The sequence below is a fragment of the Sphingomonas mucosissima genome (assembly GCF_002197665.1).
Classification (GTDB): domain Bacteria; phylum Pseudomonadota; class Alphaproteobacteria; order Sphingomonadales; family Sphingomonadaceae; genus Sphingomonas; species Sphingomonas mucosissima.
Genome location: NZ_NBBJ01000002.1, coordinates 350,930 through 377,088 on the forward strand (window position 1 = coordinate 350,930; position 26,159 = coordinate 377,088).

The 26,159-nt window shown below is 65.2% G+C and carries 29 protein-coding genes, 1 tRNA gene and 1 pseudogene; 20 read left to right on the forward strand and 11 right to left on the reverse strand.

All coding sequences use genetic code 11. The annotated features are described in order from the left end of the window. Nucleotides 1–431 precede the first annotated feature (431 nt). Nucleotides 432–2,165 (reverse strand): fatty acyl-AMP ligase, encoded by a 1,734-nt coding sequence (locus SPMU_RS08845; protein WP_088333504.1) that lies wholly within the window; start codon nucleotides 2,163–2,165, stop codon nucleotides 432–434. A gap of 132 nt (nucleotides 2,166–2,297) precedes the next feature. On the opposite strand from SPMU_RS08845, the gene SPMU_RS08850 reads away from it, so the two are divergent. The 5 genes and pseudogenes from SPMU_RS08850 to SPMU_RS17215 all read left to right on the forward strand — a co-directional run. Next, a complete protein-coding gene (locus tag SPMU_RS08850; protein ID WP_088333505.1) occupies nucleotides 2,298–2,822 on the forward strand; it encodes a regulatory protein RecX in 525 nt (174 codons plus the stop codon). A gap of 70 nt (nucleotides 2,823–2,892) precedes the next feature. Further along, nucleotides 2,893–3,456, forward strand: a complete 564-nt coding sequence (locus SPMU_RS08855; protein ID WP_088333506.1) for a cold shock domain-containing protein — start codon at nucleotides 2,893–2,895, stop codon at nucleotides 3,454–3,456. 1 nt (nucleotide 3,457) lies between these two features. After that, the gene (locus tag SPMU_RS08860) at nucleotides 3,458–3,943 is read left to right on the forward strand and encodes a DUF192 domain-containing protein (protein WP_211275755.1); all 486 of its coding nucleotides are present in this window, start codon (nucleotides 3,458–3,460) and stop codon (nucleotides 3,941–3,943) included. 127 nt (nucleotides 3,944–4,070) lie between these two features. Further along, on the forward strand, nucleotides 4,071–4,463 hold the full coding sequence (locus tag SPMU_RS08865; RefSeq protein WP_088333686.1) for an NADH:ubiquinone oxidoreductase subunit NDUFA12: 393 nt from the start codon (nucleotides 4,071–4,073) through the stop codon (nucleotides 4,461–4,463). A gap of 272 nt (nucleotides 4,464–4,735) precedes the next feature. Beyond that, a pseudogene (locus SPMU_RS17215) lies at nucleotides 4,736–4,903 on the forward strand (DUF2155 domain-containing protein); the annotation flags it as partial. A 35-nt stretch (nucleotides 4,904–4,938) separates the two neighbouring features. Here SPMU_RS17215 and aat read toward each other — a convergent pair. After that, nucleotides 4,939–5,676, reverse strand: coding sequence for a leucyl/phenylalanyl-tRNA--protein transferase (aat, locus tag SPMU_RS08875; RefSeq protein WP_088333508.1), 738 nt, complete (start codon nucleotides 5,674–5,676; stop codon nucleotides 4,939–4,941). Between the two features lie 66 nt (nucleotides 5,677–5,742). Beyond that, nucleotides 5,743–6,123 carry a hypothetical protein gene (locus tag SPMU_RS08880; RefSeq protein ID WP_088333509.1) on the reverse strand — a complete coding sequence of 127 codons (381 nt, stop codon included), beginning with the start codon at nucleotides 6,121–6,123 and terminating at the stop codon, nucleotides 5,743–5,745. Nucleotides 6,124–6,421: 298 nt separating this feature from the next. Between SPMU_RS08880 and radA the strand changes: the two genes are divergently transcribed. The 5 genes from radA to SPMU_RS08905 all read left to right on the forward strand — a co-directional run bounded on the left by radA (nucleotide 6,422) and on the right by SPMU_RS08905 (nucleotide 11,061). Next, on the forward strand, nucleotides 6,422–7,795 hold the full coding sequence (radA, locus tag SPMU_RS08885; protein ID WP_088333510.1) for a DNA repair protein RadA: 1,374 nt from the start codon (nucleotides 6,422–6,424) through the stop codon (nucleotides 7,793–7,795). 188 nt (nucleotides 7,796–7,983) lie between these two features. After that, a complete protein-coding gene (locus SPMU_RS08890) occupies nucleotides 7,984–8,538 on the forward strand; it encodes a CvpA family protein (protein ID WP_088333511.1) in 555 nt (184 codons plus the stop codon). Further along, on the forward strand, nucleotides 8,535–8,972 hold the full coding sequence (locus SPMU_RS08895) for an iron-sulfur cluster assembly scaffold protein (RefSeq protein WP_088333512.1): 438 nt from the start codon (nucleotides 8,535–8,537) through the stop codon (nucleotides 8,970–8,972). Before SPMU_RS08890 ends, SPMU_RS08895 begins: the two co-directional genes overlap by 4 nt. Then, the gene (locus SPMU_RS08900; RefSeq protein ID WP_088333513.1) at nucleotides 8,972–10,732 is read left to right on the forward strand and encodes a cation:proton antiporter domain-containing protein; all 1,761 of its coding nucleotides are present in this window, start codon (nucleotides 8,972–8,974) and stop codon (nucleotides 10,730–10,732) included. The genes SPMU_RS08895 and SPMU_RS08900 overlap by 1 nt, the downstream gene beginning before the upstream one ends. Further along, complete coding sequence (locus tag SPMU_RS08905) at nucleotides 10,729–11,061, forward strand: DUF423 domain-containing protein (protein WP_088333514.1); 333 nt, start codon at nucleotides 10,729–10,731, stop codon at nucleotides 11,059–11,061. The genes SPMU_RS08900 and SPMU_RS08905 overlap by 4 nt, the downstream gene beginning before the upstream one ends. A gap of 30 nt (nucleotides 11,062–11,091) precedes the next feature. On the opposite strand, the gene SPMU_RS08910 is transcribed toward SPMU_RS08905, so the two are convergent. The 3 genes from SPMU_RS08910 to SPMU_RS08920 are packed head-to-tail and all read right to left on the reverse strand — an operon-like array spanning nucleotide 11,092 to nucleotide 12,892. Next, nucleotides 11,092–11,232, reverse strand: a complete 141-nt coding sequence (locus SPMU_RS08910; RefSeq protein ID WP_088333515.1) for a DUF2256 domain-containing protein — start codon at nucleotides 11,230–11,232, stop codon at nucleotides 11,092–11,094. Continuing rightward, nucleotides 11,232–12,332 (reverse strand): 3-dehydroquinate synthase, encoded by a 1,101-nt coding sequence (gene aroB, locus SPMU_RS08915; RefSeq protein WP_088333516.1) that lies wholly within the window; start codon nucleotides 12,330–12,332, stop codon nucleotides 11,232–11,234. Before aroB ends, SPMU_RS08910 begins: the two co-directional genes overlap by 1 nt. Beyond that, entirely contained in the window at nucleotides 12,329–12,892 is a 564-nt protein-coding gene (locus SPMU_RS08920) for a shikimate kinase (protein ID WP_088333517.1), read from the reverse strand. Before SPMU_RS08920 ends, aroB begins: the two co-directional genes overlap by 4 nt. A gap of 97 nt (nucleotides 12,893–12,989) precedes the next feature. Between SPMU_RS08920 and SPMU_RS16890 the strand changes: the two genes are divergently transcribed. From SPMU_RS16890 to SPMU_RS08935, 4 genes are all read left to right on the forward strand, one after another. Next, entirely contained in the window at nucleotides 12,990–13,127 is a 138-nt protein-coding gene (locus SPMU_RS16890) for a hypothetical protein (protein ID WP_169715663.1), read from the forward strand. 139 nt (nucleotides 13,128–13,266) lie between these two features. Then, a complete protein-coding gene (locus SPMU_RS08925) occupies nucleotides 13,267–14,871 on the forward strand; it encodes a hypothetical protein (protein ID WP_245832943.1) in 1,605 nt (534 codons plus the stop codon). A gap of 2 nt (nucleotides 14,872–14,873) precedes the next feature. Next, a complete protein-coding gene (locus SPMU_RS08930) occupies nucleotides 14,874–15,773 on the forward strand; it encodes a tyrosine-type recombinase/integrase (protein ID WP_088333519.1) in 900 nt (299 codons plus the stop codon). A 9-nt stretch (nucleotides 15,774–15,782) separates the two neighbouring features. Continuing rightward, nucleotides 15,783–16,736 (forward strand): acetyl-CoA carboxylase carboxyltransferase subunit alpha, encoded by a 954-nt coding sequence (locus SPMU_RS08935; protein WP_088333520.1) that lies wholly within the window; start codon nucleotides 15,783–15,785, stop codon nucleotides 16,734–16,736. Between the two features lie 74 nt (nucleotides 16,737–16,810). On the opposite strand, the gene SPMU_RS08940 is transcribed toward SPMU_RS08935, so the two are convergent. Together SPMU_RS08940 and SPMU_RS08945 are read right to left on the reverse strand one after the other, a co-directional pair. Next, nucleotides 16,811–16,984, reverse strand: a complete 174-nt coding sequence (locus tag SPMU_RS08940; RefSeq protein ID WP_088333521.1) for a Flp family type IVb pilin — start codon at nucleotides 16,982–16,984, stop codon at nucleotides 16,811–16,813. Between the two features lie 117 nt (nucleotides 16,985–17,101). Then, nucleotides 17,102–17,305, reverse strand: a complete 204-nt coding sequence (locus SPMU_RS08945) for a Flp family type IVb pilin (RefSeq protein WP_088333522.1) — start codon at nucleotides 17,303–17,305, stop codon at nucleotides 17,102–17,104. A gap of 40 nt (nucleotides 17,306–17,345) precedes the next feature. Here SPMU_RS08945 and SPMU_RS08950 point away from each other — a divergent pair, with 40 nt between their 5' ends. Next, a complete protein-coding gene (locus SPMU_RS08950) occupies nucleotides 17,346–17,798 on the forward strand; it encodes a (deoxy)nucleoside triphosphate pyrophosphohydrolase (protein WP_088333523.1) in 453 nt (150 codons plus the stop codon). Between the two features lie 475 nt (nucleotides 17,799–18,273). Here the strand turns inward: SPMU_RS08950 and SPMU_RS08955 are convergent. Beyond that, nucleotides 18,274–18,347 (reverse strand) — tRNA-Cys (locus SPMU_RS08955). 144 nt (nucleotides 18,348–18,491) lie between these two features. On the opposite strand from SPMU_RS08955, the gene SPMU_RS08960 reads away from it, so the two are divergent. From SPMU_RS08960 to SPMU_RS08975, 4 genes are all read left to right on the forward strand, one after another. After that, nucleotides 18,492–19,160 (forward strand): protein-L-isoaspartate O-methyltransferase family protein, encoded by a 669-nt coding sequence (locus SPMU_RS08960; RefSeq protein ID WP_088333524.1) that lies wholly within the window; start codon nucleotides 18,492–18,494, stop codon nucleotides 19,158–19,160. Between the two features lie 13 nt (nucleotides 19,161–19,173). After that, nucleotides 19,174–20,685: a TolC family outer membrane protein gene (locus SPMU_RS08965; protein WP_211275756.1), complete on the forward strand. Its 1,512-nt coding sequence runs from the start codon at nucleotides 19,174–19,176 to the stop codon at nucleotides 20,683–20,685. A gap of 33 nt (nucleotides 20,686–20,718) precedes the next feature. Further along, entirely contained in the window at nucleotides 20,719–21,198 is a 480-nt protein-coding gene (locus SPMU_RS08970) for a DUF2497 domain-containing protein (RefSeq protein WP_169715664.1), read from the forward strand. Between the two features lie 120 nt (nucleotides 21,199–21,318). Beyond that, entirely contained in the window at nucleotides 21,319–23,358 is a 2,040-nt protein-coding gene (locus SPMU_RS08975) for a S9 family peptidase (RefSeq protein WP_088333525.1), read from the forward strand. Nucleotides 23,359–23,758: 400 nt separating this feature from the next. Here SPMU_RS08975 and SPMU_RS08980 read toward each other — a convergent pair whose 3' ends face one another. After that, complete coding sequence (locus tag SPMU_RS08980; protein WP_169715665.1) at nucleotides 23,759–24,103, reverse strand: DNA primase; 345 nt, start codon at nucleotides 24,101–24,103, stop codon at nucleotides 23,759–23,761. A gap of 276 nt (nucleotides 24,104–24,379) precedes the next feature. On the opposite strand from SPMU_RS08980, the gene SPMU_RS08985 reads away from it, so the two are divergent. Beyond that, entirely contained in the window at nucleotides 24,380–25,336 is a 957-nt protein-coding gene (locus SPMU_RS08985; RefSeq protein ID WP_088333690.1) for an isopenicillin N synthase family dioxygenase, read from the forward strand. Between the two features lie 112 nt (nucleotides 25,337–25,448). Here the strand turns inward: SPMU_RS08985 and SPMU_RS08990 are convergent, their stop codons facing one another. After that, on the reverse strand, nucleotides 25,449–26,078 hold the full coding sequence (locus tag SPMU_RS08990; RefSeq protein ID WP_245832946.1) for a L,D-transpeptidase family protein: 630 nt from the start codon (nucleotides 26,076–26,078) through the stop codon (nucleotides 25,449–25,451). Nucleotides 26,079–26,159: the final 81 nt, after the last annotated feature.

The following is a 26,159-nucleotide window of genomic DNA, read 5'->3' on the forward strand; positions in this document are numbered from 1 at the left end:
CCGCTGAGTTGCTCGAACGCATCCTCGGTTCTGCGCGGGCTGCCGGCCCGCATCTGATGATCTCGCGTGGAGATTGTCCCAAGACGCTTGAAGTCCTGACCCGGCAGGGCTGGGTGCAGGAGAAACGCGGCCATATCGTGTTGACCGCCAAGGCACGTCAACGCCGCCGCGCGACGGACACTCACGCCGCCTGAGCGCAGCCGGCAGGCCTATTCTGGGGCTCATGACAGCTTCATCATAAGCGCCTGCCCGGGCGTGGGGTGCTGGCCCTATCTAACGCGAACGCCAGCCAACGGCCCCCTCAAGCGGCCGTCCGCAGCTGCCTGCCTTTTCCACAATCCAGCCTCCTGGACGCGAACCGGCGCCCTGACCGATGCAGGGTGCAGGGCCTTCACCGGCCGCCTACGTTAGGGTCGGCCTAAGCGTTGTCTTCAGGCGGCCACCGCGTACGGCTTGATCTCGCCCGAGAGGTACAGGTTGCGCGCCTTGGCGCGGCTCAGCTTGCCCGAGCTGGTGCGCGGCAAGGTGCGCGGCGGGATCAGCTCGATGACGCAGTTCATGCCCGTCACGGCGCGGACCCGATCGCGGATCTCGTCGCGAAGCCGGCTGCGCTCTTCCCCGTCGGAGGTGCGGCATTGCACCAGCACGGCGGGCGTCTCCTCGCCGCCCGGGGTGGTAATCGCGAACGCCGCAATGTCGCCCTGCTTGAAGCCGGGAAGCTGCTCCACCGCCCATTCGATGTCCTGCGGCCAGTGATTGCGGCCGTTGACGATGATCATGTCCTTTGCCCGGCCGACGATGTAGATATAGCCATCCGAGAGATAGCCCATGTCGCCGGTGTCCAGCCAACCATCCTTCATGCAGGCGTCGGTCGCCTCCGGATCGCGGAAATAGCCGACCATGACAGACGGCCCGCTGCACCACACCTTGCCGATCGCACGCTCCGGAAGCGGCGTGCCGTCCTCCTCGCGGATCTCGATCGCCATGTCGCGCACCGGTTTGCCGCAATTGACGATCGCGCGGTAGCGCTGCGGACGATCCTGGCCGGCGGGCACACCCGAAAGCTGGGTTTCTTCCACCAGTTCGACGCGGATGCCCTCACCCGGCGGCATGATGGACACCGCCAGCGTCGCTTCAGCCAGGCCGTAGGAGGGCAGGAACGCGCTCGCCTGGAAGCCGGCGTCGGCAAAGGCGTCCACGAAATCCTGCATCACGTCGGGCCGGATCATGTCCGCGCCATTGCCGGCAAGGCGCCAGCGCGACAGGTCGAAGCGGTCGGCCGCCTTGGTCTGGCTCGACATGCGGCGCGCGCAGATGTCGTAGCCAAAGGTTGGCGAATAGCTGATCGACGTGCCGGGATTGCGGCTGATGAGATCGAGCCAAGCGAGCGGACGCCGCGCGAAATCCTCGGTCTTGAGGTAATCTACCGAGACTTGGTTCGCGATCGGCGACAGGAAGCAGCCGACCAGCCCCATGTCATGGTACCAGGGCAGCCACGATATGCAGCGATCGCTTTCGACCACCTCCATGCCGTGCGAATGCGCCGCCAGGTTGTTCAGCAGCGCATGGTGGGTGATCGCCACGCCATGCGGGAAGCGCGTGGAGCCGCTGGAATATTGCAGATAGGCGATGTCATCGCCCGAAGCCTTGGGCAGGTCCACAGCCTCAGCGGCGCGCGCCAGCAGATCGGCCCAGTCGACGCCTTTGGTCCCGGTTGCCGCAGCGGCGGCGCCGGCCATTTCGGCGAGTTCCGGCGGATAGATCAGCATCGCGGGATCGCAGCTCTCAAGCTGGACGCGAAGCTGGTCGATATAGGACTCCTTGCCGCCGAACGAGGTGGGCAGGGGCAGCGGCACCGGCCAGGCGCCGGCATAAACGGTGCCGAAAAACAAAGCGGCGAATTCGGCGCTGGTTTCGGCAACCAGCGCGACGCGATCGCCCGCCGCGATCCCGGCTGCGATCAGGCGATAGGCCGCCGCCTTGGCGTCGGCCTGCAACTCCCGAAAGGGATAGGGGCGGATCAGCGTGCCGCGGGCATCATGAAAGTTCAGCCCGCGTTGACCCTGCGCGGCATAATCGAGCGCGTCGCCCAACGTCGCGAAATCGGCGAACCGACGCGGCTGTGCATCGTTGCTCGGGGTGGGGGTCAGGGTCGCACTTGTCATGTTTGTTTTGCTCAAAATCTCGCTCGGGGTGCCCAGGGCGCCGACGCGTATCAGAATGGCCGTAAGCCGAGCCGACCATCTGATAGAACGCCACGTTCAAATTCCAATGTCAGTGTGGCAACAAGAAGGCGGATGACCAACGCTCGCCGCCCCCCGCCGCCACTGGACGCTGCCAAGCTCGAGGCGTTGGCGCTCCGCTACGTCGAACGGTTTGCGACAACGCGCGGCAAACTGACGGCGTACCTCGCGCGCAAGGTGCGCGAGCGCGGCTGGTCCGGTGACCCCGCGGACCCGGTGGCACTGGCCGAGCGAATGACGCAGCTGGGCTATGTCAATGACGGCCTGTTTGCGGAATCGCGGGCACGCTCCCTCACGCGCCGCGGCTATGGCGTGCGGCGCGTGTCGCAGGCGCTCCGGGCCGCGCATGTCGAGGAGGCGGATGCCGCACCGGCGCTTGAACAAAGCGCGGACGAGGCGTGGCAAAGCGCGCTGGCGCTTGCCTGCCGCCGCCGCTTCGGCCCCTATGCGCAAAGGCCTGCCGACGATCGCACGCGCGAGCGGCAGATCGCCGCGATGCTGCGCGCTGGGCATTCCTTCGGGTTGGCGCGGCGCATTGTGTTTGCGGCGCCTGGGGCCGAGCTGGAGCCGGAGCAATGACGCCCGTTTCCCGTTCAGCCATGTTGTGCAGCGCGACAACCATGCTAGCGTCTGTCTCCGGGGGAATTGGATGAACATGCGCAGCGAGCCGCGTGATGACGTTGAAGTGACTGGCGCCTCGGCGAACGAGGAGGACGGCGTGCCTGTGGCGGGCACGCTGAAGTGGTTCGACGTGACCCGCGGCTTTGGCTTTCTGGTGCCGGACGAGGCGCAGATCGGCGACGTGCTGGTGCATTTCTCCGTTCTTCAGCCGCTTGGCCGCCGCAGCTTGCCCGAAGGCACCCGGATCAATGCCATCGCGGTGCGCGGTGAGCGGGGCTATCAGGCGCGCGAGATCCTGGCGGTGGACACGTCCACGGCGGTGGAGCCTGCCCCCAGGGTGGCCAGCCGGATCGATCCGGCAACTTTGGTCGACGAGGCCGGCGATTGGGAGCCGGTGTCAGTGAAGTGGTTCAATCGTTTGAAGGGATATGGATTCCTGGTGCGCGATGGGGCGCCGGGCGATATCTTTGTTCACATGGAAACGCTGCGGCGTGGCGACATCGCGGATGTTATGCCCGAACAGCGGCTTCGTGCCCGCGTGATTGACGGGAACAAGGGGCCGATGGCCGTCAGTGTCGTACGGGAGAGTTAGAGTGAAGTTTCACGGCCTGGCGGCGCTGGCGCTGCTGATCGGCGCATCCGCCTGCACCGGGCGCGATGCCGCCGCCACCGCAGGGAACGACGCAGCGCAGGCGCCGCGTACCGAGGTGACGATCGCCAGCACCAACGGGCGCCACGTCTTTCGTGTCGAGGTGGCGGACACTGTGGAAAAGCAGCAGCGCGGTCTGATGTATCGCACCGGCATCCCCAAGGATGGCGGCATGCTGTTCGCGCCCTATCCGCCTGAAGGTGGTGGGCCGCGTGAGGCGAGCTTCTGGATGAAGAACACGCCGTCGCCGCTCGACATCATCTTCATCCGTGCTGACGGCACCATCGCGCGCATCGCGGAAAATACCGTTCCGTTTTCGGAAGCGCAGGTCCCGTCCGGCGAGCCGGTAGCGGCGGTGCTGGAGTTGAACGGCGGCCGCTCGGCGGAGCTGGGCATCGCCGAAGGCGACAAGGTCAGCTGGAAGAGATAGCGCGCGAGCCCCTGCCAGTCTCGCGTGTCTGGCGTTCTGGATCGCTGTTCCAGGTTCCCCGATCCGTTCGTGCGCGCGCTACATGCCATTGAAGCGGCGCGCGGCAGACGCTAAGCGCGCAGGCGACATGGGCATCAACCTCAACCCCTTCACCTGGTGGAACGGCGCCACCATCGGCACCTGGTTCGGCCTGCGCGGCAAGGCTCGCATCGGCGAGGACGCGCTCGGCAACGTCTATTACGAAGGCGGCAGGGATACCGCGGGCAATCCGCGGCGCTGGGTGATCTACAACGGCTCAAACGACGCCAGCCGGGTGCCGCCGGAGTGGTTCAGCTGGCTGCACCACCATGTCGATTCTGCGCCCGATCAGGCGCTGCCGCCACCGCGTCCCTGGCAGAAGCCCGCCAAGCCGAACATGACCGGCACGGCAGAGGCTTATCGTCCCTCCGGCGCGCTCGAGAAGGGCGGCCATCGCCAGGCAGCAACGGGCGATTATGAGGCCTGGAGCCCCGACGCGTGAAGCCGGCGGTCGCGGCCGGCGCGCTCGCCGTTGCCGCATTGCTGGGTGTCGGTGCGTGGCAAGGCGCGCGCTGGCTCGGTGATGATGGCAGCGACGCACGGCCCGCGGCCAGCCAGCAAGTGCCCGATACCGCCGACGAAGGTGCGCCGTCGGACGTCGTGACGGTCGAGGGCGATGCGGGGCCCGTGGACGCGGGCAGCACCCCCATGGCGCAGCGAACCGCCGTGATCGGCCTGTTGAACAAGCGCAACGGCGTCAGCCGCGACCTCACCATGAAGCCGGGCCAGGCGCTGCGCATCGGTGACACGGTGGTGCGCCTGCGCGCCTGTGAGCGCACCGCGCCGTGGGAGCAGGAGCAGCTGACCGGCGCCTTTCTTCAACTCATCGTGCGCGGCAGCGATCAGAAGTGGCGCCGCGCCTTTTCAGGCTGGCTCTACAAGGAGCGCCCCGCGCTCAACGTCGTGCAGCACCCGATCTACGATGTGTGGCCCAAGAGCTGCACGATGTCCTTCCCCGACAAGGGGCCGGACACCGACGTGCTGGCCGCGCCGTCCACCGCGCGGAAATCGGCACCGGCCGTCAGCCAAGATCCCGCACCTTCTGCCGAAGCCCCCAGCACGTCCACCAGTGCATCACCCAGCAACGCCATGTAATCCTGCCGATCGATCTCGACCGCGCCGAGCGAGGCGAGGTGATCGGTCATGAACTGGCAGTCGAGCAGGGTGAAGCCGCCATGGCGCAGCCGCGCGACGAGCGCCGCGAGCGCTGCCTTGGACGCATCGCGCGTCCGGCTCACCATGCTTTCGCCAAAGAAAGCGCGACCAAGCGCAAGGCCGTACAGGCCGCCAACGAGCTGATCGCCTTCCCAGCATTCGATCGAATGGGCAAAGCCGGCGACGTGCAGCTGAAGGAAGACCTGTTCGATGGACGGGTTGATCCAGGTCTCGGGCCGATCCGTGGCCGCTTCAGCGCAAAGCGCGATCACCGCGTCAAATGCCGTATCCGCCGTCAGCCGAAAGCGTTCGGAGCGAAGCGTCTTGCGCAGCGAACGGGAGAGATGAAAGCCGTCAAGCGGCAGGATCGCGCGTCTTCGCGGTTCCACCCAGTACACGCCGGGCGCGTCGCGCGCATCCGCCATCGGGAACACGCCGACGGCATAGGCGCCCAGCACCGATGCCGGGTCGAGCACATCATGAGAAGGGTCGCGCGTCATGGCTGGCGCGCATGATAGGTAGCTGCCGTCGCACCTGCCAAGGCGCGACGGCGAAAATGAACAAAGTTATTCGTGGCAGGAAAGCGCGCCCTTGCCGGGCTGCTCGATCTTCACGTTCGCGGTGTCGCCGGTCAGCTTCCAGCCGCCCTCGGCGGTCAGCGGCTCGCCTGCGTTCGGCGCGGTGAGGGTCGTGGGCGTGCCGCCCTTTTCGGTGCGGACCACGGCCTGCTTGTCGCCTTCGAAGAAGGTGACATAGACAAGGCTGTTGTCGCTGCAGCGCATCGTCTTGTCCGCCTTGATCGCAGGCGGCAGCTCGATCGTGCCGGCGTTGGCGAGTTCCGCCGCCATCGGATCGGGATTGGAGTCGAGAACCTCGGGGTCCGACTTGGAGTTACAAGCGGCGAGCGCGAGGAGCGCCGCGGCGGCGAAGGGGAAGGGGCTCTTCATAACGGCTCGCGACTTCGCCGATGCAGCATAATGCGTCAAGGCAGAGGTGCCCTGGCGCAACAGATTATTGCAGTGATCCTGTCCTGATCCGCCTCAGATCGCGTGATTTGCACGGCGCGCATTGCCATTGGTGCAACGATCAGGCGGCGCGCACGCAAGCGCATGGCGTCGGCAAGGGCCGGGATTGTTCCCGAGTTGTTCTTGCAGTACGCTGGCGTTGGCGCGTGCGCACGGCGCGGCGCGATATGCCGGCGCGGGCCGGAGCGGCGTTGGCAAAGGCGCCTGTTAGGGATCGAAGATGGCGAAGCCGCAGAAACGTTATGTCTGCCAATCCTGCGGCTCGGTGTCGTCCCGCTGGCAGGGGCAGTGCGTCGATTGCTCTGAATGGAACACCATTTTGGAGGAGGCGCCCGCGATCGTCACGCCGTTCCAGGCCAAGCACAATCTTCAGGGCGGCGGCCGCGCGGTGGCGATGATGGCGCTCGACGCCGAAGTGCCGCTGCCTGCGCGGATGCCCAGCGGCATTGCCGAGCTCGACCGGGCGCTTGGCGGCGGTTTCGTGGAGGCGAGCGCTACGCTGATCGGCGGCGATCCCGGCATCGGCAAATCCACGTTGCTGCTGCAGGCGGCGGCACGCATGGCGCTGGGCGGCGCGGATGTCGCTTATGTCTCGGGCGAGGAAGCGGCCGATCAGGTGCGGCTGCGCGCGCGCCGGCTGGGGCTGGGCGAGGCGCCGGTGCGGCTCGCCTCCGCCACGTCGGTGCGCGATATCCTGACCACGCTTGGCACGGGCAAGCCGCCGACGCTGCTCGTTATTGATTCGATCCAGACCATGCACTCGGATCTGATCGAAGGTGCGCCGGGCACCGTCAGCCAGGTGCGCGCCTCCGCGCAGGAGCTGATTCGCTTCGCCAAGGAACGCGGCACCGCGCTGGTGCTCGTCGGCCATGTCACCAAGGACGGCACGATCGCCGGCCCGCGCGTGCTCGAGCATATGGTCGATACCGTGCTCAGCTTCGAAGGGGAGCGCAGCCACCAGTATCGCATCCTGCGTGCGATCAAGAACCGCTTCGGCGGCACCGATGAGATCGGCGTCTTTGCCATGCAATCGGAAGGGCTGGCGGAAGTTTCCAACCCCTCCTCGCTGTTCCTCACCCAGCGCGACGAGAGCGTCACGGGAACCGTGGTATTCCCCGCACTGGAGGGCACCCGGCCGGTGCTGGTCGAGATCCAGGCGCTGGTGGTCCGCCTGGCCAGCGGCGCCACGCCGCGGCGCGCGGTGGTGGGGTGGGACAGCGGCCGGCTCGCGATGATCCTTGCCGTGCTGGAGGCGCGCTGCGGGCTCAGTTTCTCGTCGGCGGAGGTCTATCTCAACGTCGCGGGGGGCTATCGCGTGCAGGATCCGGCGGCGGACCTGGCGGTTGCCGCGGCGCTGGTGTCCGCCCTGTCGGAACGCCCGGTGCCCACCGATGCGGTGACCTTCGGCGAGGTCGCCCTGTCGGGCGAGGTGCGCAGCGTCGCCCATGCCGCCTTGCGGATGAAGGAAGCGGCCAAGCTGGGCTTTGGCCAGGCGCTGGTCCCGGCAGCGATGACGAGCGAGAAGGGCGGCCTTCGCCTCGCCGGGTTCTCCACGGTCGTCCGGCTGGTGGATCACCTGCTCGGCCGCGGCTGATCCGCGACGGCGGATGGCGGACGGCGGACGGGGACCCGGGCGGTCTGCTTCGTCGCCGTCCTGTCACGAAGCGATGTGCATATTGGCGGCGCAACTTGCTCCGCGCGCCGCCGGGCGTGGCGGCCTAATCCGCTTTGGCGGGGTGCCCCCTGTTCTCATCGTCTTCGTCATGGCCTAGATCGGCAACAATGAACCTCAACGGACTTGATATCGCGGTGCTGACTGTCGTGGCAGGCAGCGCGCTTCTTGGGCTGAAGCGCGGCTTCGTGACGGAGGTGCTCGCGCTTTTCGCCTGGGTGGCGATGATCTTCGCCGTGAAGCTGTTTCACTTGCCTGTCTCAAAGGCGCTGACGGGCCCGATAGGGACGGTTTCCGGTGCCGCGACGCTGGCCTTTGTGCTCCTGTGCGGCGTCACCTACTTTCTCGGTCGCATGGTCGCCCGCGCCATGGGGGAACGGGTGCGCAAATCGGTGCTGGGGCCGGTGGATCGTGCGCTGGGCTTCGGCTTTGGCGCGCTGAAGGGGTTGATCATCGCCAGCCTTGCCTTCCTCTTGATCGTCCTGGTGCTCGACACGATCAATGGCGGGCCGACGCGGCGTCCGTTGTGGATCAAGGAAGCGCGCACCTATCCGCTGCTCAACGTCACCACCAATGCGATCGCCGACTTCATTGACCGCCGGCGGCGGGGCGAGGCGGTGTTCGGGCAAGGCGCGCCGGCGCAGAACGGAGGGCAGCCGCGATGAGCGACACGTTGTACAATGATGCCATCCTGAAGCTGGCGACCGACAATCCGATCGACGAGCGGCTGGCGGAGCCACAGGGCTCCAGCGAGCGGCGCTCCCCGATCTGCGGCAGCCGCGTCACTGTGGACGTGAATCTCGGGGAAGACGGCCGGATCAGCGAGGCAGGCATGCTGGTGCGTGCCTGCGCGCTCGGCCAGGCATCTTCCTCGTTGCTTGCCGCGCATGTGATCGGCCGCACCCCGGACGAGCTGGCGGCGGCGCGCGACGCACTGACAGCGTGGCTCGCGCGGGAGGGGGAACTGCCCAACTGGCCAGGGCTCGACGTGCTGACGCCCGCGCTTGATTATCACGCGCGCCATGCGTCGATCCGGCTCGCCTTTGAAGCGGCTGCCGAGGCGGCGGAACAGGCACAAAGCACAGTAAAGGCGGATTGATGGAGCACGCCACCGGATCGCTGCTGCGCGACGGGGTAATCCTGCTTGGCGCGGGCCTCGGCTTTGTGCTGCTGTTCCGCCGCCTCGGGCTTGGCGCCACCCTAGGCTTCCTGGTGGCGGGCGCGGTCGTCGGCCCGCAGGTGCTCGGGCTGATCGGCGACGCCGAATCAAAGCTTGGAGTCGCTGAACTCGGCATTACCTTGCTGCTGTTCATCGTCGGGCTGGAGCTTAATCCCGCCAGGCTGTGGCGGCTGAAGCAGGACATCTTCGGCCTGGGGCTGCTTCAGGTCGTGGCTTGCGGCATCGCCATCACCGCCATCATTGCCGTTTTCGCGCTTTTCTCGATCCCCGCGGCGCTCGCGCTCGGCCTGCCGCTCGCCCTGTCATCCACGGCGCAGGTGCTGCCGATGCTGCAATCGTCGGGCCGCTTGCGCACCCCGTTTGGCGAACGCGCCTTCTCGATCCTGCTGTTCCAGGATCTGTCGATCATCCCGCTCATCACCATCATCGCCGCGATGAGCCGCAATCCGGCGGATGCCGGTGGCCCGCCGGGTTGGATCCTGGTGCTCTATACCGCGGCTGCGATCATCGGCCTGATCGCGGCGGGTCGCTTCATCCTGCGGCCGCTGTTCCGCGGCATCGGCAACATGGGCGAGCGCGAGATGTTCGTGTTCGCCGCGCTGTTCACGGTAATCGCCAGCGCCGCGCTGATGGAGGCGCTGGGCCTGTCCACCGCGCTTGGCGCATTTGTCGCCGGCGTGATGCTGGCCGACAGCCCCTATCGCCACGAGCTGGAGGCGGATGTCGACCCGTTTCGATCGATCCTGCTCGGCTTGTTCTTTCTTACCATCGGCATGATGCTGAACCTGACGGCGATCGCCGAGCGACCGTTGTTCGTTCTTTCAATGGCGGCGGCGCTGATCGCCACCAAGACGCTGGTGATCTTCCTCATCGGCCTTGCCTTCCGCATGACGTGGCGTTCCGCGCTCGCACTAGGCGTGCTGCTGAGCCAGGGCGGCGAGTTCGGCTTCGTGCTCTTCGCGCAGGCCACCAACGCGTATCTTATCGCGCCCGAGGCGGCGTCCTTGTTTGGTGCGATCATCACCCTTTCCATGGCGACCACGCCGTTCCTGATGACGCTCACCAGGCGGTTCCGCGAGGAGCCGATCATTGGCGGCGAGCGCGAGGGGCCGAAGGCGGATGGCGCCAACGCGGTGATCGTGGGGTACGGCCGCTTTGGCCAGACGGTCGGCCAGATGCTGCTCGCGCAGGACATTCCGGTGACGCTGATCGACACCGATATCGAGATGATCGACATCGCTGGGGAGCTTGGCGCAAAGGTTTATTACGGCGATGGCACCCGCCTCGACCTGCTGCGGCAGGCGGGAGCGGCCGACGCCGAGATGATCCTGTTCTGTATCGATAATGATCAGATCACGGCCGACATGGTAGAGGCGGTGCATGAGGCGTTTCCCCGCGCGTCCATCTATGTCCGTGCCTATGACCGCCGCGCGCTGATCAAGCTGAAGGGCAGCCCCGCCAAGCTGGTGGTGCGCGAAGTGCTCGAATCGGCGGTGAAGATGGCCCGCGCGGCGATGGAGAACCTCGGCATAGACGGCAGCGAGATCGATCGCTCGGAGGCGATGTATCGCGCCAGCGATCGCGAACGGCTGCGGATCCAGATCGAAACCAGCGACATCTCCGCCGCGCGTGCCATGGTCGCTGCGCAGCAGCCTTGGGGAAGGGAAAACAACACATGAACTGGCTGTTGGTCTTGGCGGCGCTTTCGGGTGCGCTGGCGGTGGGTGCCGGTGCGTTCGGCGCCCATGGCGCAAGTGGTCAGGCGGCGGAATGGCTGCGCACGGGCGGCCAATATCAACTGATCCACGCGGTGGCTGCGCTGGTGGCGCTGCGCTTGGAGGCGCGCGGGCCCGGCTGGCTCTTCGTGGCGGGCGGCGCGCTGTTTGCCGGCACCTTGTACCTGATGGCCCTTGGCGCCCCGCGTTGGTTGGGAGCGATCACGCCGATCGGCGGCACGTTACTGATCGTGGGCTGGCTATGGCTGGCGTGGGTTGCTGGCCGCGGCTGACACGACGCAGGCCAATCGTCTCCGGAAGCGCTACCTTTTGCCCCGGCAAGCATCCGAACAATAGACGACATTCTCCCAGTCGCGCGCCCACTTCTTGCGCCAGGTGAACGGCCGTCCGCACGCCGGGCAGACCTTCGTCGGCAGATCGCGCTTGGCGACGCCATTCGGCATCAGCGCGGCTGGAGTGCCAGAAAGCTGCGCACGTCTTCCAGCGATACCTGCTTATCAAGGTAGGTCTGGCCAATGCCGCGCGCGAGCAGGAACGGGACGTGACCACCGCTCGCTTTCTTGTCGTGACGCATATGGTCGACCAGCCGCTCGGCCGATGCCGCAATCCCCGCGGCCGCAAGACCGTCCGGCAGACCCACCGCCTGCCAATGCGCCGCGACACGCACCGCGTCTTGCACGGGGCACAATCCATGCGCTGCCGAGTAGCCGAACGCGAGGGCGCAGCCTGCCGCAACGGCCTCGCCATGCAGCAGCCGGTCCGAAAAGCCGGCTTCCGCCTCCAGCGCATGCCCGAACGTGTGGCCGAGGTTCAGTAGCGCGCGGCGGCCGGTGGTCTCGAATTCATCTTCGCCAACGATCCGTGCCTTGGCACGCACCGAGTGGGCAATCGCATAGACGCGCGCCTGCGCGTCGCCGGCAAGCAGTGCCGGCCCATGCTCCTCGCACCACGTGAAGAACGCCGCATCATCGATCAGGCCATATTTGGCCACTTCGGCATAGCCCGCTCTCAACTCACGGGCGGGAAGGGTATCCAAGACGGTTGGGTCGATCAGCACGATCTTGGGCTGGTGAAACGCACCGATCAGATTCTTGCCGGCGCGCGCATTGATACCGGTCTTGCCGCCCACCGATGAATCGACCTGCGCCAGCAAGGTGGTAGGGATCTGCACGAAGCCGCAGCCTCGCTTGAGAATGGCAGTGGCAAACCCGACGAGGTCGCCCATCACCCCGCCACCCAGCGCGATGACATGATCGGCACGCTCGACGCCGAGTTCGAGCAGCCGGTCGGTTAGCCGCTCAAGAGTTGCCCAGCTCTTCGACCCCTCACCCGCCGGGATCATGATCGCCTCGCTCGCAATGCCGGCTCGCTCAAGGGAGGCGCGCAACGTATCAAGGTGAGGAACGACATTCTCGTCTGCCACGATCGGCATGCGCCGTCCTGGCGACAGCGATGCTAGATGGTCGCCCGCGCGGGCCAGCAGCCCGGCTTCGATCACCACGTCGTAACTGCGCGCGCCCAGCGCCACTGGAACAATCGTCATGCGGCCCCGTAACCGATCGCTTGCAGGATGGCACGTACCGTTGCCTCATGCGGCGCATTGTTGCTCGGCACTCGAATATGCGCCTGGGCATAAAGCGGATTGCGAACGGCGGCGAGTTCGCGAAGCACGGTCGCCGGGTCCTTTCCTCGCAGCAGCGGGCGCGTGTCGCGCCGCCGCACGCGCTCCACCAGCACGTCAATATCGGCATCCAGCCAGATGGCGAGCGCATCGGAGAGAATGAGTTTGCGGGTCGCGTCGTTGACGAAAGCGCCGCCACCCGTTGCGATCACCTTGGGGCGGCCGTCGATCAGCCGCTGGATCACGCGCCGTTCTCCGTCCCTGAAATAAGGCTCGCCGAACTGCGCGAAGATGTCCGCGATCGACATGCCGGCGGCTTCTTCGATCTCGTTGTCGGCGTCCACAAACGGGAGCCCGAGCCGATGCGCCAGCCGCTTGCCGACGGTGGACTTGCCCACGCCCATCAGCCCGACGAGCACGATCGGCTCGCGCTGCCAGCGGCTCTTGCGATTGCGGTTGGGTGGAGGGGGGCTTTGCAACATGGGCTCGCGGGCTATACAGCGCGTCAGCGCCGCGGGCACAAGGCTCGGGATTTCGGTTTACAAGCGCGGGGTTGCTCGCGTCGTGCAGGGTTGAAACATGTCGCGGTTGATCGTCACGCTAGTGGTGCTGTTGGTTGTCGTGGTCGGCGCACTGTTCTTCCTCGCTGGGAGTGCAACGGAGAAGCCGACGACGCAGGTCGAAAAGGCGGTCGAGCTTGGCAATCTCGCGAGCTAGGTTGATCGCGGCGCTCGCCGCCGTCGCTTCGCTGGCCGCAGCTGCGGTCGCTCAAAACGCCCAAGCACCCGAATCGCTGTTGCCTCCCGGTTTCGGTGAACCCGTTGCGCCGCCACCGGTAGCTCAGCCGGGTGGCCCGGTGGCCCAGCCGCTGCCAAGCACGGCGCTGGAACTGCCGGCGATGGAGCCGTCACCCACCCCGACGCCCACGCCAACTCCGGTCAGCGAAGAAGAACTGGCGCAATATGAGATGCCGCTATTCGCGCGGCGCTCGCTTGCGCTTGTTGGCCCGATTGGCATGGGGGACGGCGGTTTGCCGGCGACCGCCTTCGGAGCCGCAGATGGTGGCTATCTTCAGGGCTTGATGCGTCGGATGTCGGCGCCGCTTCCTTCTCGCTGGCTGTCCATCTCGCTACGCCGTGCATTGCTCTCGCGCGTCAACACGCCGGCTGGGCTGCATGGCGCCGACTTTGCCGCGGAGCGTGCCTGGTTGCTGCTTCGGATGGGCGAGTCCGTCGCGGCGCGCAGTGTGCTGCAGAGCGTCGACGCCGCCAACGCGACTCCGAAGTACCGGCAAGTCGCCATGCAAGCGATGCTCGCCACTGCCGACCCTGCCGGATTGTGCCCATTTGCCGATGGCGCGGGTAACAGCGAGCGCGGCTGGGTCCTCGCGCGCGCCATGTGCGCTGCGCTGAGCAACGTGGACGGCGGCGCCAAGCCGCTGATGGATGCTGCTCGGCGGCAGCGGATCGCCACGGGCGTTGATCTGGCGCTCGCGCAGAAGGTGATCGGTGCAGGGCTGAACAGCCGTCAGGCCGTCACGATCGAATGGGATTCGGTGGTTCAGTTGACTGCGTGGAGGTTTGGCCTGGCGACCGCCACCGGGGTGCCGATCTCCGACGAGCTCTATCAAACGGTGGGGCAGCAGGTCGTCGGCTGGCGCGCGCTGGCACCCGCGATCCCCATCGCCGATCGCGCGCGGGCTGCGGAAGCCGCCGCGGCAACGGGGGTGATATCCAATGCGGCGCTGGTCGATCTATATGCTGCGCTGGATGCTGGCGAGGATACGCCTGCCGCTCTGAGCGCGATCGCATCGGATCTCCGCTCGGCCTATGTCGGCGCTGATGTGGCAACCCGACTTCGTGCGCTGACGCAGCTTTGGGACGGAGGCGAGACCCCGCAGGCGCGCTATGCGCGACTGGTGCTGACGGCACGCGCGGCTGCCCGCATACGCCCGGTTGATGGGCGCGCGGAGGCCGACCGGATCGTGGCGGCGATGCTCTCTGCCGGGCTGGACCGCACGGCACAGCGCTGGCGCGGCCAGGTGGAAGAAGGCGGCGACGCTTGGGCGCTGCTCGAACTGTCTGATCCGGACGCGAGCACGCGTTTGTCATACAGCGCCGTGGCTTCATACACCGGGGGGGGCGATGCGGCCTTGAAGCGCAAGCTCTTTTTCGCAGGGCTTGCAGGGCTCGGCCGCCTTTCCGCGCAAGAGATCGAGAGCGGTGCGGAAGCCCTCGATGTTCGTATCGGCGCGACCGACAGCTGGACCCGGGCGCTTGATCGAGCAGTGAGCGATCGACAGCCCGCCACCGTTCTGCTGCTGGCGGGCATCGGCATGCAGGCGCAGAACTGGCGAAGTGTACCGCCCGCGGCGCTTTACCGGATCGTTGCGGCATTGCGCGCCGTTGGGCTTGGGGGTGAGGCGCGGATGATCGCGGCTGAGGCACTGTCGCGGATCTGACCATGTCGGGCGATCTTGCCCTTATCGAACGCTTTCTCGAGATGATGGCGGCGCAGGCTGGCGCGGCTCGCAACACCATCAATGCCTATCGCAGCGATCTGCTTCTTGCATCCGGCGCGCTTGGAGGGAAGCTCGCCCAGGCCGATGCTGCCGCGGTCGCTCGGCTGGGCGAAGAATGGGCCAGCTTCGCCCGTGCTACGGTGGCGCGCAAATCCGCCGCGATCAGGCGCTTTTACGCGTTTCTCTTGGAAGAAGGACTCCGGGCCGACGATCCGGGGCAGGCACTGCCGAAGCCGGGAATTCGACGCGCACTGCCCAAGACACTCAGCCATGGCGACGTGGAGCGGCTGTTCTCGACTGCCGCGGCTCGACTGGCGGGCAAATCCAAACTTCCTGCCGACGTGCGCAACGCTGCGCTGCTTGAGCTGCTCTACGGCTCAGGCCTGCGCGCAACCGAGCTCGTGTCGTTGCCGCGCAATGCGGTTCACCCCGATCGACCCTTCCTGATCCTCAGGGGCAAAGGCGGAAAGGAGCGGCTGGTGCCGATTTCCGATCGCGCCCGTGCGGCAGTAGCGGCTTGGCGCGACCATGTTGACGGGGGTTCACCTTATCTGTTCCCCTCCGGCAAATCGCACATTTCACGCGTGAGACTGTTCCAGATCGTCCGAGCGATAGGGGCAGAGGCCGGTATTCCGCCCGACCGGATCAGTCCTCATGTCTTGCGGCACGCCTTTGCGACCCATTTGCTGGAGGGCGGGGCGGATCTCAGAGCTTTGCAGGCGATGCTGGGACACGCCGATATTGCGACCACCGAAATCTATACGCATGTTGATCGAGCAAGGCTCATCGCCCTCGTCAATGAGCGCCACCCGCTCGTTGACGCGGACAAGCCGCGCGCCTAGCTGCGCACGATGCCGACATTTCTCGATTTCGAAAAGCCGATCGCGGAACTCCAGGCGCGGATCGACGAGCTACGCGACACGGGCGCAGAGGGCGGCGTGGACATCGCCGCCGAAGTGGCGAAGCTCCAGGCGAAGTCCGACCGCATGTTGCGCGATACCTTTGCCAAGCTGACGCCATGGCAGAAAACTCAAGTCGCGCGCCATCCTGAACGGCCGCACTTCAAGCATTATGTGGCTGGGCTGTTCGACGAATTCGTTCCGCTCGCCGGCGACCGTGCCTTTGGAGACGATCAGGCAATCCTGGGCGGCTTCGCCACGTTCCGCGGGCGGCGCGTGCTAGTCATGGGGCACGAGAAGGGTGACGACACTGCCAGCCGGCTGCGACACAATTTTGGCATGGGTAAGCCGGAGGGATATCGCAAGGCGGTGCGTTTGGTATCGTTAGCGGATCGCTTTGGTCTGCCTGTGGTGACGCTGGTGGACACCTCCGGTGCGTTTCCAGGGTTGCAGGCCGAAGAGCGCGGCCAGGCAGAGGCGATTGCGCGGTCCACGGAAGCTTGCCTTGCAGCAGGCGTGCCGCTGGTCTCCGCTGTTGTGGGCGAGGGTGGCTCCGGGGGCGCCGTCGCGCTAGCCAGCGGCAATCGCGTGCTGATGTTCGAGCATGCGGTCTATTCGGTGATCTCGCCTGAAGGCTGTGCCTCAATCCTATGGCGAACCGCGGAAAAAGCCGCCGACGCCGCCGAAGCGATGAAGGTGACAGCGCAGGATCTAAAGGCGCTCGGCGTGATCGACACCATCGTTGCCGAGCCGCTGGGCGGTGCGCATCGCAGCCCCGCAGCTGCAATCGGGGCGCTAGGTGACGCTATCGAAGGCGCGTTGGGCGAACTCGTTGCGCTGGATGCGGTTACGCTGCGCCGTCAGCGTCGGGAGAAGTTCCTCGCAATGGGGCGCGCGCTTAGCTGACAAAAGAAAAGGCGGCGAGCATGGGCCCGCCGCCTTGTCCTGCGATGCCAGCGGAAGTTGCCGGACCGACGACCTCAACGGGTCGTCGTGTTCATCCTTGTCGAAACAGTGCTGAACGTGGTCGACAGCTGATTGCCCAGCGTGCCCATCGCCGTGATGGCTGCCACTGCGATCAGTGCGGCAATGAGGCCGTACTCGATAGCCGTGGCACCCTTTGAGTCCTTAATGAATGCGCGCATCTTCTGCATATTCGATCTCCGATATTGAAACGCTTCAGTCACCCGACCGGCCAAGGTGATCCCCGCTCCGGTATTCACGTCATTCACAGATGCGGGTTGAAAAACATTTAAGGCGCGCCCGTGCCGTCACCTCGCATGAACAACCCGGTCGCTGACGTTATTCCACATGTCGATCGTCACATCCGCGACGCCGCTGATGCTCGCCATGGTCGCGATCACGATCAGCGCAGCAATCAGACCATATTCGATCGCTGTTGCCCCTTTGCGGTCACCTAGCAGCCTTCGCCATGTGGCAAACGCAGGTTTGATCAAGGCGAAGGCGCGGTCCATGCCTCCTCTGATCGCACGCTTGGCTTAACGAAAGGTCGACATGATCAACGCGAATCCGACGGAAACACCGATATTTCTGGTGGTTGCTGCGGCGCTGATTGACCGCGACCAGCGCATTTTCGTGCAGCAGCGTGCCACTGGGAAGCAACATGGTGGCTTGTGGGAGTTCCCCGGTGGCAAGGTTGAGCCGGGCGAGGCGCCTGAAGTCGCGCTCGCGCGTGAACTTGACGAGGAGCTTGGGATCAACGTTGCGCCCAGTGCCCTGCGTCCGCTGTCCTTTGCGACCGTCTCGTCCGCCGACCGCCACCTGCTGCTTCTGCTGTACTGTGCTCGCGAGTGGACGGGGAGCCCGCGCGCAATTTCCGCGGCATCGACCCGTTGGGTCCACGTCGAATCGCTGCGCCAACTTGCTATGCCCCCGGCGGACCTCCCGCTGGTCGATGTGCTCGCTCAAGAGTTGAGCCCGATTCGCTGTTCTTCGGGCAACGCGTAAGTGCCGGTCACGATCGAGCGATAACGGCCGTGCCTATCCGTACCGAAGTGACGGCTGGCGATAGGTCGCGGTTGCCACGCTAAGCTGAGCACCGGTTGGCCAATGCGCTTGGGCGCCGCGCGCAGCACGTGCGCTCAGAACATCAGGCACGCTCCGGCACCGGCAAGAACAAAGCCCAGCACCAGCCAATGGTGTGATCGAACCAACCAACGAGAATCGCCATCCACATCGTGCATAATGCTCTCCGGTGATGGGTCGTCGCGAATAGACGCCACTGTCGAGGCTTGGTTTAGCGTCAATGTGCGGCCGTCATATGACAGATGCCGCCGCTTTGGCGGCAACTCTACTTATCGCGCGCGCATTCCTGCCAGCTCCCGGGTTACCTAGTTTCAAAGGAGCGGAGCCGAGATCGAACTCTGAACGCGGGCAAACGGGCAACTGATCAAGCCGAGAGCCTATGCTGACTCATGCAAGCTGGAGGCCCGACCGGGAATCGAACCCGGGTGCAAGGATTTGCAGTCCTCTGCGTCACCACTCCGCCATCGGGCCTCGATCGCGTGGAGGCGGGCAGATGCGGCGGCGGAGGCAGCCTGTCAAGTTTCTACGTTGGCGCTGCTGCCTCGTCACGATAAAGCGCCACTCTGGATCACAAGTGTATTGCCACAATAAAACAGTCGTGCGACAGGTGAGAAGATGACGATGATCATGGAACGCCAACCGGATTTCGCCGCCATGCGCACCGCAATGGTGGCAAGCCAGCTTCGCACCAACGCGGTGTCTGACGCGCGCGTGATTGCGGCAATGGCGAATGTGCCGCGTGAGCAGTTTGTGCCTGCAGAAATGGCCCCGTTCGCCTATCGTGACGATCTGGTTGCGCTTGGCGGCGGACGATCGCTTAATCTGCCGATCGCTACCGGTCGTTTGCTGACCGAGGCACGATTGCTCCAGAGCGATCATGTCCTTCTGATCGGCGCGGCCAGCGGATATACGGCTGCAGTGCTGGCGACATTGGTCGCGTCAATCGTAGCGGTAGAGGTTGATCCGGCGCTTATAACACAGGCCCGGACCGCATTGGGCGCCCATGACGGGATCACGATCGTCGAGGCGCCGCTGGAGGCCGGACATCCCGAGCGCGCGCCGTATGACGTGATGATCGTTGATGGCGCGGTTGAGCAGCTGCCCGAGCAGCTGATCGCCCAAGTACGGACCGGCGGTCGCATCGTGGGCGGCATCAATGACAAGGGCGTAACCCGTCTCTCCGCCGGCCGCAAAAGCGACGGTGGCTTCGCCATGATCGACTTTGCCGACATCGATTGCTGTCTGCTGCCCGGCTTTGCCAAGCCGGCGCGCTTCACCTTCTGAAAAACGAGCCGCAATGAACCGCGTCGCCTTTCTTTCGCTGATTGTCGCTCTGAGCGCCTCGCCTGCTTCGGCAGATACGTTGCGAGAGGCATTGGCGCGGGCTTATCGTGAAAACCCGACGATCACGGCCAGCCGTGCGCAACAGCGCGCGCTGGACGAGAATGTGCCGCTTGTCCGTGCCGCAGGACGACCGACGCTCGGCACGAATGCAGGGGTTACCGAGAACTACCTGCGGAGCGGCAATTCCTTCACGACTCCGGAAAAATTGGCACAGGCTCAGCTGGCACTGAACGTGCCTGTTTATCAAGGTGGCGCCGTCCGCAATTCGGTCCGCGCGGCGGAGACGCGGGTGGAAGCCGGCCAGTTCGGCCTTCGCGGAACAGAGGCGTCGTTGTTTTCGGATGTGGTCGCAGCCTATAATGATGTGATCCGCGACGAGGCCATTGTCGGCCTCAATGCCCAAAATGTTCGCGTCCTGGAGACCAATCTGCAGGCCAGCCGCGACCGGTTCCAGGTCGGCGACCTTACTCGCACTGACGTAGCCCAGTCCGAGGCACGGCTCAGCCTGGCGCGTGCACAGCTTCAGAGGGTGCAGGCGACGCTGATCGCCAGTCGGGAGAATTATGTTCGGCTCGTCGGCGCGGCTCCCGGCGAACTTGCCCCCCCGCCGCCGCTGCCGAACCTGCCGCAGACCGCCGACGGCGCGGTTGAGGTGGCGTTGCGCGACAATCCTACCTTGCTCGCAGCGCTGAAACAGCAGGAAGCAACCGTCTATGACGTGCGGGTCGCCCGTGCGAGCCGGCTTCCGACGCTCGGTGTCGGCGCCACCGGCAGTTACGTGAACTACCTCGGCTCGCTTGGTTCGGGAACGGGTCTTGGCGTGGGGCAGTCGGGAACCTCCGCCGGCATTGGCCTCAATGTCAGTCTTCCCTTCTTCCAGGGCGGGCGACCAGCAGCTCTAGTCCGCCAGGCGCAGGCGACCCGTGCCCAGGCGATCGAGAATGCGACGGCGGCGGAGCGCCAGGTGATCGCCTCTGCGCGGTCCGCTTTTGCCATTTACCGGTCCTCGCTGGAGGTGATCGAATCATCGGAAGACGCGGTCTCGGCCAATCGATTGAGCCTGGAGGGCGTCCGCGCCGAGAACAGCGTCGGCAATCGTACAATTCTCGACATCCTCAACGCCGAGCAAGAATTGCTGAACAGCAAGGTGACGCTCGTTACCGCGCGGCGCGACGCTTATGTCGCCGGATTTGCGCTACTTGCGGCAATGGGTCAGGCGGAGGCTGAGGATCTGGGACTGGACGGCGGGCCGCTATACAACGCGGCGGACAATTTCCGGGCAGTGCGCAACCGCTTCTCCGATTTCAGCGACGGCAAGGCCCCGACCCCGATCGCGCCCTCGACGAACGGCGTTGCGCCGCAAGATGCGATCCTCAGCCGTCCACTCGATCCGGAGCTCGACAGCAGCAAGGTTGACAGGAGCCCGGCGTTGACCACAGGTGAGAACGCACCGAACCGCCGATAGTCAGTGGTTTCTGGGACGAGGTGGATTGCGCGCATGGGGGATGTCAGCGCCGAGCCGTCGATGGAAGACATTCTGTCGTCCATCAAGCGCATCATTGCGGAGGAGGGCGATGAACGTCCTCCCCGGCCGCGTCGCAACACGGCGACGCGATCCGCTGCGCCCATGGCGCCGGAACCCAGCGATGCAGAATCCGAGGAAGTGCTCGAACTGAGCCACCCAATGCCGGCTGCCGCGCCGCGGCCCGCCTCGCCTGCGGAGCCACAGCCGACGCGTGTCGATGCCGAGGCCGCGGCCTTGCTATCTGAGCAGACCGCACAGGCGACGCGGGGGGCGATTGATGCCCTTTCACGACTGTTGGTGAAGCCGGAGCCACAAAGCGATGGCACACTGGAGGGCTTGGTTCGCGCGATGCTGCGGCCCATGCTGCGTGAGTGGCTGGACGCCAACTTGCCGGACATGGTGGAGAGTATCGTCGCTCGCGAAATCTCGAAGCTGACCCGGGGCGCAAACTGATCCAACGCCAGGAGTTGTCGGCCTAGTCGTGCGCCCTGAGCTGCCCAATGCTGTCCCGCTCAGGCGGTGCTTCGGTCAGAGTGATTGTCGCATGGGAAGCGATCTGCTTTACCCCTCCGCATGAGGATGTTCTTTTCCGCCGGTCTGATCGCGCTGGCTGTCATCGCGGCTCCGTCCGCCGCTCGCCCGCTGACGATCGAGGATCTGACGACGCTGGGCCGCATCGGTGCGCCTACCGTATCGGCCGACGGACGCTGGATGGTCTGGGCGCAGCGCGAGACCGACGTGGATGCAAACCGCGGGCGCTACGATCTATGGCGACTGGATCTCAGGCGCACGGGCGCGTCGCCGGAGAAGTTGCTCGCTGATCCGGCGGTGGACGAGAACGATCCACAGATCGTCGGCAGCACGGTCTATTACACGGCTGGCGATGCGGTCTGGTCAGTGCCGGTCACCGGCGGCACGCCGCGCAAGCTGACTGACTTCAAGGGCGGGTTCAACGGCTTCAAAGTTGCCCCTACCGGCGACAAGCTGGTCGTCTGGGCCGATCGTCTCCCGGGTGCTCCCAACCTCGAGCCGCCGATGGTGAAGAAGCGCGCCGATGCCGGATCCGGCCGCACATTCGATCGGCTGTTTGTTCGTCACTGGGATACTTGGGCGGACGGCACCCGCTCGCAGCTTTTCGTCCTGCGGCTGGGCGCCTCGGGCGCTCTTGGGAACGGACGTGCGGTTACCGGCCCGCTGATCGGCGATACGCCCTCCAAGCCATTCGGCGGCGCAGAGGAAGTGGCGTGGAGCCCCGACGGCAAGATGCTCTACTTCGCCCTGCGCGAGGCGGGGCGGATCGAGGCGACCTCGACCAATCTCGATATCTTCGAGGTGCCTGCCGACGGCAGCCGCGCGCCGGTGAATCTCACTGACGCGAACGACGGAACCGACAATCTGCCCACCGTCTCTCCGGATGGTCGCAAGCTCGCCTATTTCGCCATGCATCGTCCGGGATACGAGGCAGATCGCCAGGTGCTGACCGTGCGCGATCTCGCGACCGGCAACGTGGTTTCGCTCACCGCGCGCTGGGATCGCTCGGTCGGCTCGATTGCGTGGGCATCTGACTCGCGCAGTCTTTACGTCACCGCCGACGACACGCAGGAGACACCGCTGTTCCGCGTGGATGCTGCGAGCGGCGAAGTGACGCGGCTGACGCAGCAGGGCCACGTCGGCGCCGTTGTGGTGACCCCGGCCGGGCCGATCGTTGCGCTCGATTCGCTCACTGCGCCCGCGGATTTCTATCGTGTGGCAGGCGCGGGTGCACCGCAGCGGCTGACCCATGTGAACGCCGCGAAGCTCGCCGGGATCGACATGCCAACCGTCGAGCGGTTCAGCTTCACCGGCGCCAACAACGACACGGTCTGGGGCTATGCAGTGAAGCCTGCTGGCGGCACGGGCCCCAACGCTGGCAAGGTGCCGGTTGCATATATGGTCCATGGCGGGCCGCAGGGATCGAGCAACAACAGTTGGTCCTATCGCTGGAACCCGGCTGTGTTCGCTGGCGCGGGCTACGGCCTCGTTGCCGTCGATTTCCACGGATCGACCGGTTACGGTCAGGCCTTCACCGACAGCATTCGTAACAACTGGGGCGGCTGGCCACTCGAGGATCTAAAGAAGGGCCTTGCCGCCGCCACGGCGAAGTTCACCTGGCTCGACGGCGGCAATGCCTGTGCGCTTGGCGCGTCCTACGGCGGCTATATGATGAACTGGATCGAGGGGCAGTGGCCTGATCGGTTCAAGTGCATCGTCCAGCATGACGGTGTCTTCGACGCGCGTGCCATGGCCTATGAAACCGAAGAGCTGTGGTTTGACGAGTGGGAGCACGGCGGCAAGACCTATTACGAAGATCCGCAGGCGTTCGAGAGGTGGAATCCTGTGCACCACGTTGCCAAGTGGAAGACGCCGCAACTTGTGATCACCGGCGAGAAGGACTTCCGCATTCCCTATACGCAGGGGCTTGCAGCCTTCACCGCGCTCCAGCGGCGGGGCATTCCCTCGCGCCTACTTGCCTTTCCGGACGAGAACCACTGGGTGCTGAAGCCGAAGAACTCGCGTCAATGGTATCGCGAGGTGATCGGATGGATGGATCAGTGGACCGGCAAGTCGCGCTGAGACCGCGTCTGCCGCTCAGATGAGCATCGGGGTGACGTCAGGCCGCGATGCCGTCATCTTGGGGCTGAGCGACTCCGGCTCCGCGGGTTCTCGCCATCTCGCGCCTGACCCGGTGAGGGCGGTAGTTTGTTCAGGGACGGCTTCCGGCCAGATTGCGCCATCGTCGTGGTCTTTGGCGCCTGCATCGGGAATCTGATCGGAAATGCTCTAGCGCTGGCGGGGCGCTATGGGGAGGGTGGAAGTCGCGCGACCGGATGCCTCCGCCGCTCGATAGTTGCCATTCGATTCGCGAGCGGTCTGCGCCGCATGGGCGATGTTCACCTGGTCCGAGGGCTGCCTCGGCGAGCAGGCTGGACATAACAATGCCACTGCCACGCCGAGACGAATACGCCCTACGCGATCAGGAGTTGAGCGCGATGTCATCGGGATCGTCGAGGTCTTCGTCGTCTTCGATTGACCCGTCATCAAATTCGTCCTGAACGACGTCCTCAGCGACATCTTCTGAGTCTTGATCGAGGGTGTCGTCCTGCTCACCGATTTCGTCGTCGCGCATGACCAATTCGTCTTCTTCGACATCATCAATGTCGTCGATATCGATGTCCGGATCGAGATCCGTGATGATCGTGCCGTCGCCGGGGCCGTCGCGGGTAGCCTCCAGGATTTCCGCGCGTTGGCTTTCGTCGTAGCCGTCCTCATCGAAGCCGTGGTCGTCCGCACCGTGGTTCGTCACCTGATGACCGCCCATGATTGTCTCTCCTGATCGTGCGCACCGAACGGATGCCGCCCTTAAGCGGTTCCGGTCGGATGCGATTAGCCAGCTCACGCAACATTGCAGCTGCTCGGACGACGCATGTTTTGCGAACCCGCACGCAGGCCGCAGCTTGCACACCTGCCGCGGTCGCCCCCCGGCGCGAGGGGAAGTGACCCGTTAGCAATGCCCAGACATCTCGCGGCACACTGGCGATGCGCCTGGTGGTCGCGTATGGAAGGCTCATTCAGCTGTTCCACGAAGGCGTTAGTGATGCTTGATACCCCGTTGGCCAAGGTGCCGACGCTGAGCCTGGCCGATCAGACTCGCGACCCCGATCAATTTGCCGCGGATCTGGGCGGCTCATTCCGCCGGTTCGGCTTTGCGATCGTTGCCGACCACGGCATTCCGCAGGATCTGATCGCGCGCGCCTGGAGCGAGACGGAGGCGCTGTTTGCGCTGCGGGACGACGAGAAGCGTGGGTATTTCATCGACGGGCAGGGCGGCGCACGCGGCTACACGCCGTTCAAGACCGAAATCGCGAAGGATGCCAAGCACGTCGACCTGAAGGAGTTCTGGCACGTCGGCCGCGAACTGCCCCCAGGACATCATTATGAAAGCGAGATGCCCGCCAACGTCTGGCCCACGCGACCAGCGGGCTTCAAGGAAACGTTTCTGAAACTGTTCCAAGCTTTCGACACGGCCGGCGACAAGCTGTTGTCGGCCATTGCGCGCCATCTCGATCTGACACCTGACTGGTTCGACCCGGCAGTTAAGGATGGCAATTCGGTGCTCCGGCTGCTGCACTATCCGCCGATCCCGGCGGACGCGCAGGGCGTACGGGCCGGCGCGCATGAGGATATCAACCTCATCACCCTGCTCCTGGGTGCTGAAGAAGCGGGTCTGGAACTACTCGATCGCGACTCCGGTAACTGGCTGGCGATCAAGCCGCCAGAGGGCGCGATGGTGGTGAACGTCGGCGACATGCTGCAGCGGCTGACCAACCACGTGCTACCATCGACGACGCATCGCGTGGTCAACCCGCCGCCCGAGCGGCGCGGCCATTCGCGCTACTCGATGCCCTTCTTCCTGCATCCGGCACCTGACTTCCTCATCAAGACGCTGCCGCAGACGATCACAACGGAGAACCCCGATCGTTATCCCGCGCCGATCACGGCCAACGGATATCTGCGTGAGCGCCTGGTGGAGATTGGCCTCATCCAGAAGTGAGGGCCGGGCGGGGCGTTGAAGCCCCGCCGCTGACTTGCGGACTGTTCGCGCCGCGTTCTCAGGCGGATGAGTGAAGGCCGCGCCGCGCTTTGGCGCCCGCGCGCCGAAGCAATCAGCGGCTGGCGAGAAACGTGGTCAGATCCGATTTGGTGGCCGAGCTATTCGCTGCAGCGGTCATCTGAGCATCGCTGCGCGGCGCCATCATATCCCCCGAGAAGGAAGCGTCCGTCACCTCAACGGTGGCGCCAAGCTCGGTGGCAGCGAACAGCTTCTTGGCGAAACTGGTCGGCACGCGAATGCACCCGTGTGACGCGGGAAAGCCCGGGTTCTTGCCTGCGTGAATGGCAATGCCATCCCACGTCAGCCGCTGCATGAACGGCATGGGTGCGTTGTCGTAGAGATTGGAGTGATGCATCTGCTTTTTCTGCAGGATGGGAAAGACACCCGTCGGGGTTTCCTTCCCTTCCTTACCCGTGGACACGGTAGACACAGCGACAAGAGAGTCGCCGCGATAGACATAGGCTTTCTGATCGGGAATGCTGATCAGGATGCTGACGGGGCCGGCCGCGACATCCTGTTCCCACAGATATTGCCCGGGTGGCAGGCTGGCGGCGGCGGTCACGAGAGCGACGCCTGAGGCGTTCTCGACAACAGAAGCCGTTGACGTTTCCGCCAAGGCGGGCATAGATGTGATGGCTGCCAAAGCGAGGGCCGCCGGCAGCGTCGCGCGAATCATGCGCATGGTGCAACCCCTTTCGATATGGGCGCCCAGTCAGTTGGGCCGTCGCAGCATAAACGCGCGTTTCATAATTTGGTGCCATGC

Excerpts from the sequence above, each read along its gene's own strand:
- SPMU_RS08905 (WP_088333514.1), top strand. The coding sequence starts at position 10,729 with ATGAACTGGCTGTTGGTCTTGGCGGCGCTTTCGGGTGCGCTGGCGGTG.
- SPMU_RS08940 (WP_088333521.1), bottom strand. The coding sequence starts at position 16,984 with ATGCAGAAGATGCGCGCATTCATTAAGGACTCAAAGGGTGCCACGGCT.
- SPMU_RS08900 (WP_088333513.1), top strand. The coding sequence starts at position 8,972 with ATGGAGCACGCCACCGGATCGCTGCTGCGCGACGGGGTAATCCTGCTT.
- SPMU_RS16890 (WP_169715663.1), top strand. The coding sequence starts at position 12,990 with ATGTCGCGGTTGATCGTCACGCTAGTGGTGCTGTTGGTTGTCGTGGTC.
- SPMU_RS08880 (WP_088333509.1), bottom strand. The coding sequence starts at position 6,123 with ATGAAGAGCCCCTTCCCCTTCGCCGCCGCGGCGCTCCTCGCGCTCGCC.
- SPMU_RS08850 (WP_088333505.1), top strand. The coding sequence starts at position 2,298 with ATGACCAACGCTCGCCGCCCCCCGCCGCCACTGGACGCTGCCAAGCTC.
- SPMU_RS08890 (WP_088333511.1), top strand. The coding sequence starts at position 7,984 with ATGAACCTCAACGGACTTGATATCGCGGTGCTGACTGTCGTGGCAGGC.
- SPMU_RS08960 (WP_088333524.1), top strand. The coding sequence starts at position 18,492 with ATGACGATGATCATGGAACGCCAACCGGATTTCGCCGCCATGCGCACC.
- SPMU_RS08945 (WP_088333522.1), bottom strand. The coding sequence starts at position 17,305 with ATGGACCGCGCCTTCGCCTTGATCAAACCTGCGTTTGCCACATGGCGA.
- SPMU_RS08970 (WP_169715664.1), top strand. The coding sequence starts at position 20,719 with ATGGGGGATGTCAGCGCCGAGCCGTCGATGGAAGACATTCTGTCGTCC.
- SPMU_RS08975 (WP_088333525.1), top strand. The coding sequence starts at position 21,319 with ATGAGGATGTTCTTTTCCGCCGGTCTGATCGCGCTGGCTGTCATCGCG.
- aat (WP_088333508.1), bottom strand. The coding sequence starts at position 5,676 with ATGACGCGCGACCCTTCTCATGATGTGCTCGACCCGGCATCGGTGCTG.
- SPMU_RS08895 (WP_088333512.1), top strand. The coding sequence starts at position 8,535 with ATGAGCGACACGTTGTACAATGATGCCATCCTGAAGCTGGCGACCGAC.
- SPMU_RS08965 (WP_211275756.1), top strand. The coding sequence starts at position 19,174 with ATGAACCGCGTCGCCTTTCTTTCGCTGATTGTCGCTCTGAGCGCCTCG.
- SPMU_RS08980 (WP_169715665.1), bottom strand. The coding sequence starts at position 24,103 with ATGGGCGGTCATCAGGTGACGAACCACGGTGCGGACGACCACGGCTTC.
- SPMU_RS08985 (WP_088333690.1), top strand. The coding sequence starts at position 24,380 with ATGCTTGATACCCCGTTGGCCAAGGTGCCGACGCTGAGCCTGGCCGAT.
- SPMU_RS08910 (WP_088333515.1), bottom strand. The coding sequence starts at position 11,232 with ATGCCGAATGGCGTCGCCAAGCGCGATCTGCCGACGAAGGTCTGCCCG.
- radA (WP_088333510.1), top strand. The coding sequence starts at position 6,422 with ATGGCGAAGCCGCAGAAACGTTATGTCTGCCAATCCTGCGGCTCGGTG.
- SPMU_RS08930 (WP_088333519.1), top strand. The coding sequence starts at position 14,874 with ATGTCGGGCGATCTTGCCCTTATCGAACGCTTTCTCGAGATGATGGCG.
- SPMU_RS08845 (WP_088333504.1), bottom strand. The coding sequence starts at position 2,165 with ATGACAAGTGCGACCCTGACCCCCACCCCGAGCAACGATGCACAGCCG.
- SPMU_RS08865 (WP_088333686.1), top strand. The coding sequence starts at position 4,071 with ATGGGCATCAACCTCAACCCCTTCACCTGGTGGAACGGCGCCACCATC.
- SPMU_RS08935 (WP_088333520.1), top strand. The coding sequence starts at position 15,783 with ATGCCGACATTTCTCGATTTCGAAAAGCCGATCGCGGAACTCCAGGCG.
- SPMU_RS08990 (WP_245832946.1), bottom strand. The coding sequence starts at position 26,078 with ATGCGCATGATTCGCGCGACGCTGCCGGCGGCCCTCGCTTTGGCAGCC.
- SPMU_RS08855 (WP_088333506.1), top strand. The coding sequence starts at position 2,893 with ATGAACATGCGCAGCGAGCCGCGTGATGACGTTGAAGTGACTGGCGCC.
- SPMU_RS08950 (WP_088333523.1), top strand. The coding sequence starts at position 17,346 with ATGATCAACGCGAATCCGACGGAAACACCGATATTTCTGGTGGTTGCT.
- aroB (WP_088333516.1), bottom strand. The coding sequence starts at position 12,332 with ATGACGATTGTTCCAGTGGCGCTGGGCGCGCGCAGTTACGACGTGGTG.
- SPMU_RS08920 (WP_088333517.1), bottom strand. The coding sequence starts at position 12,892 with ATGTTGCAAAGCCCCCCTCCACCCAACCGCAATCGCAAGAGCCGCTGG.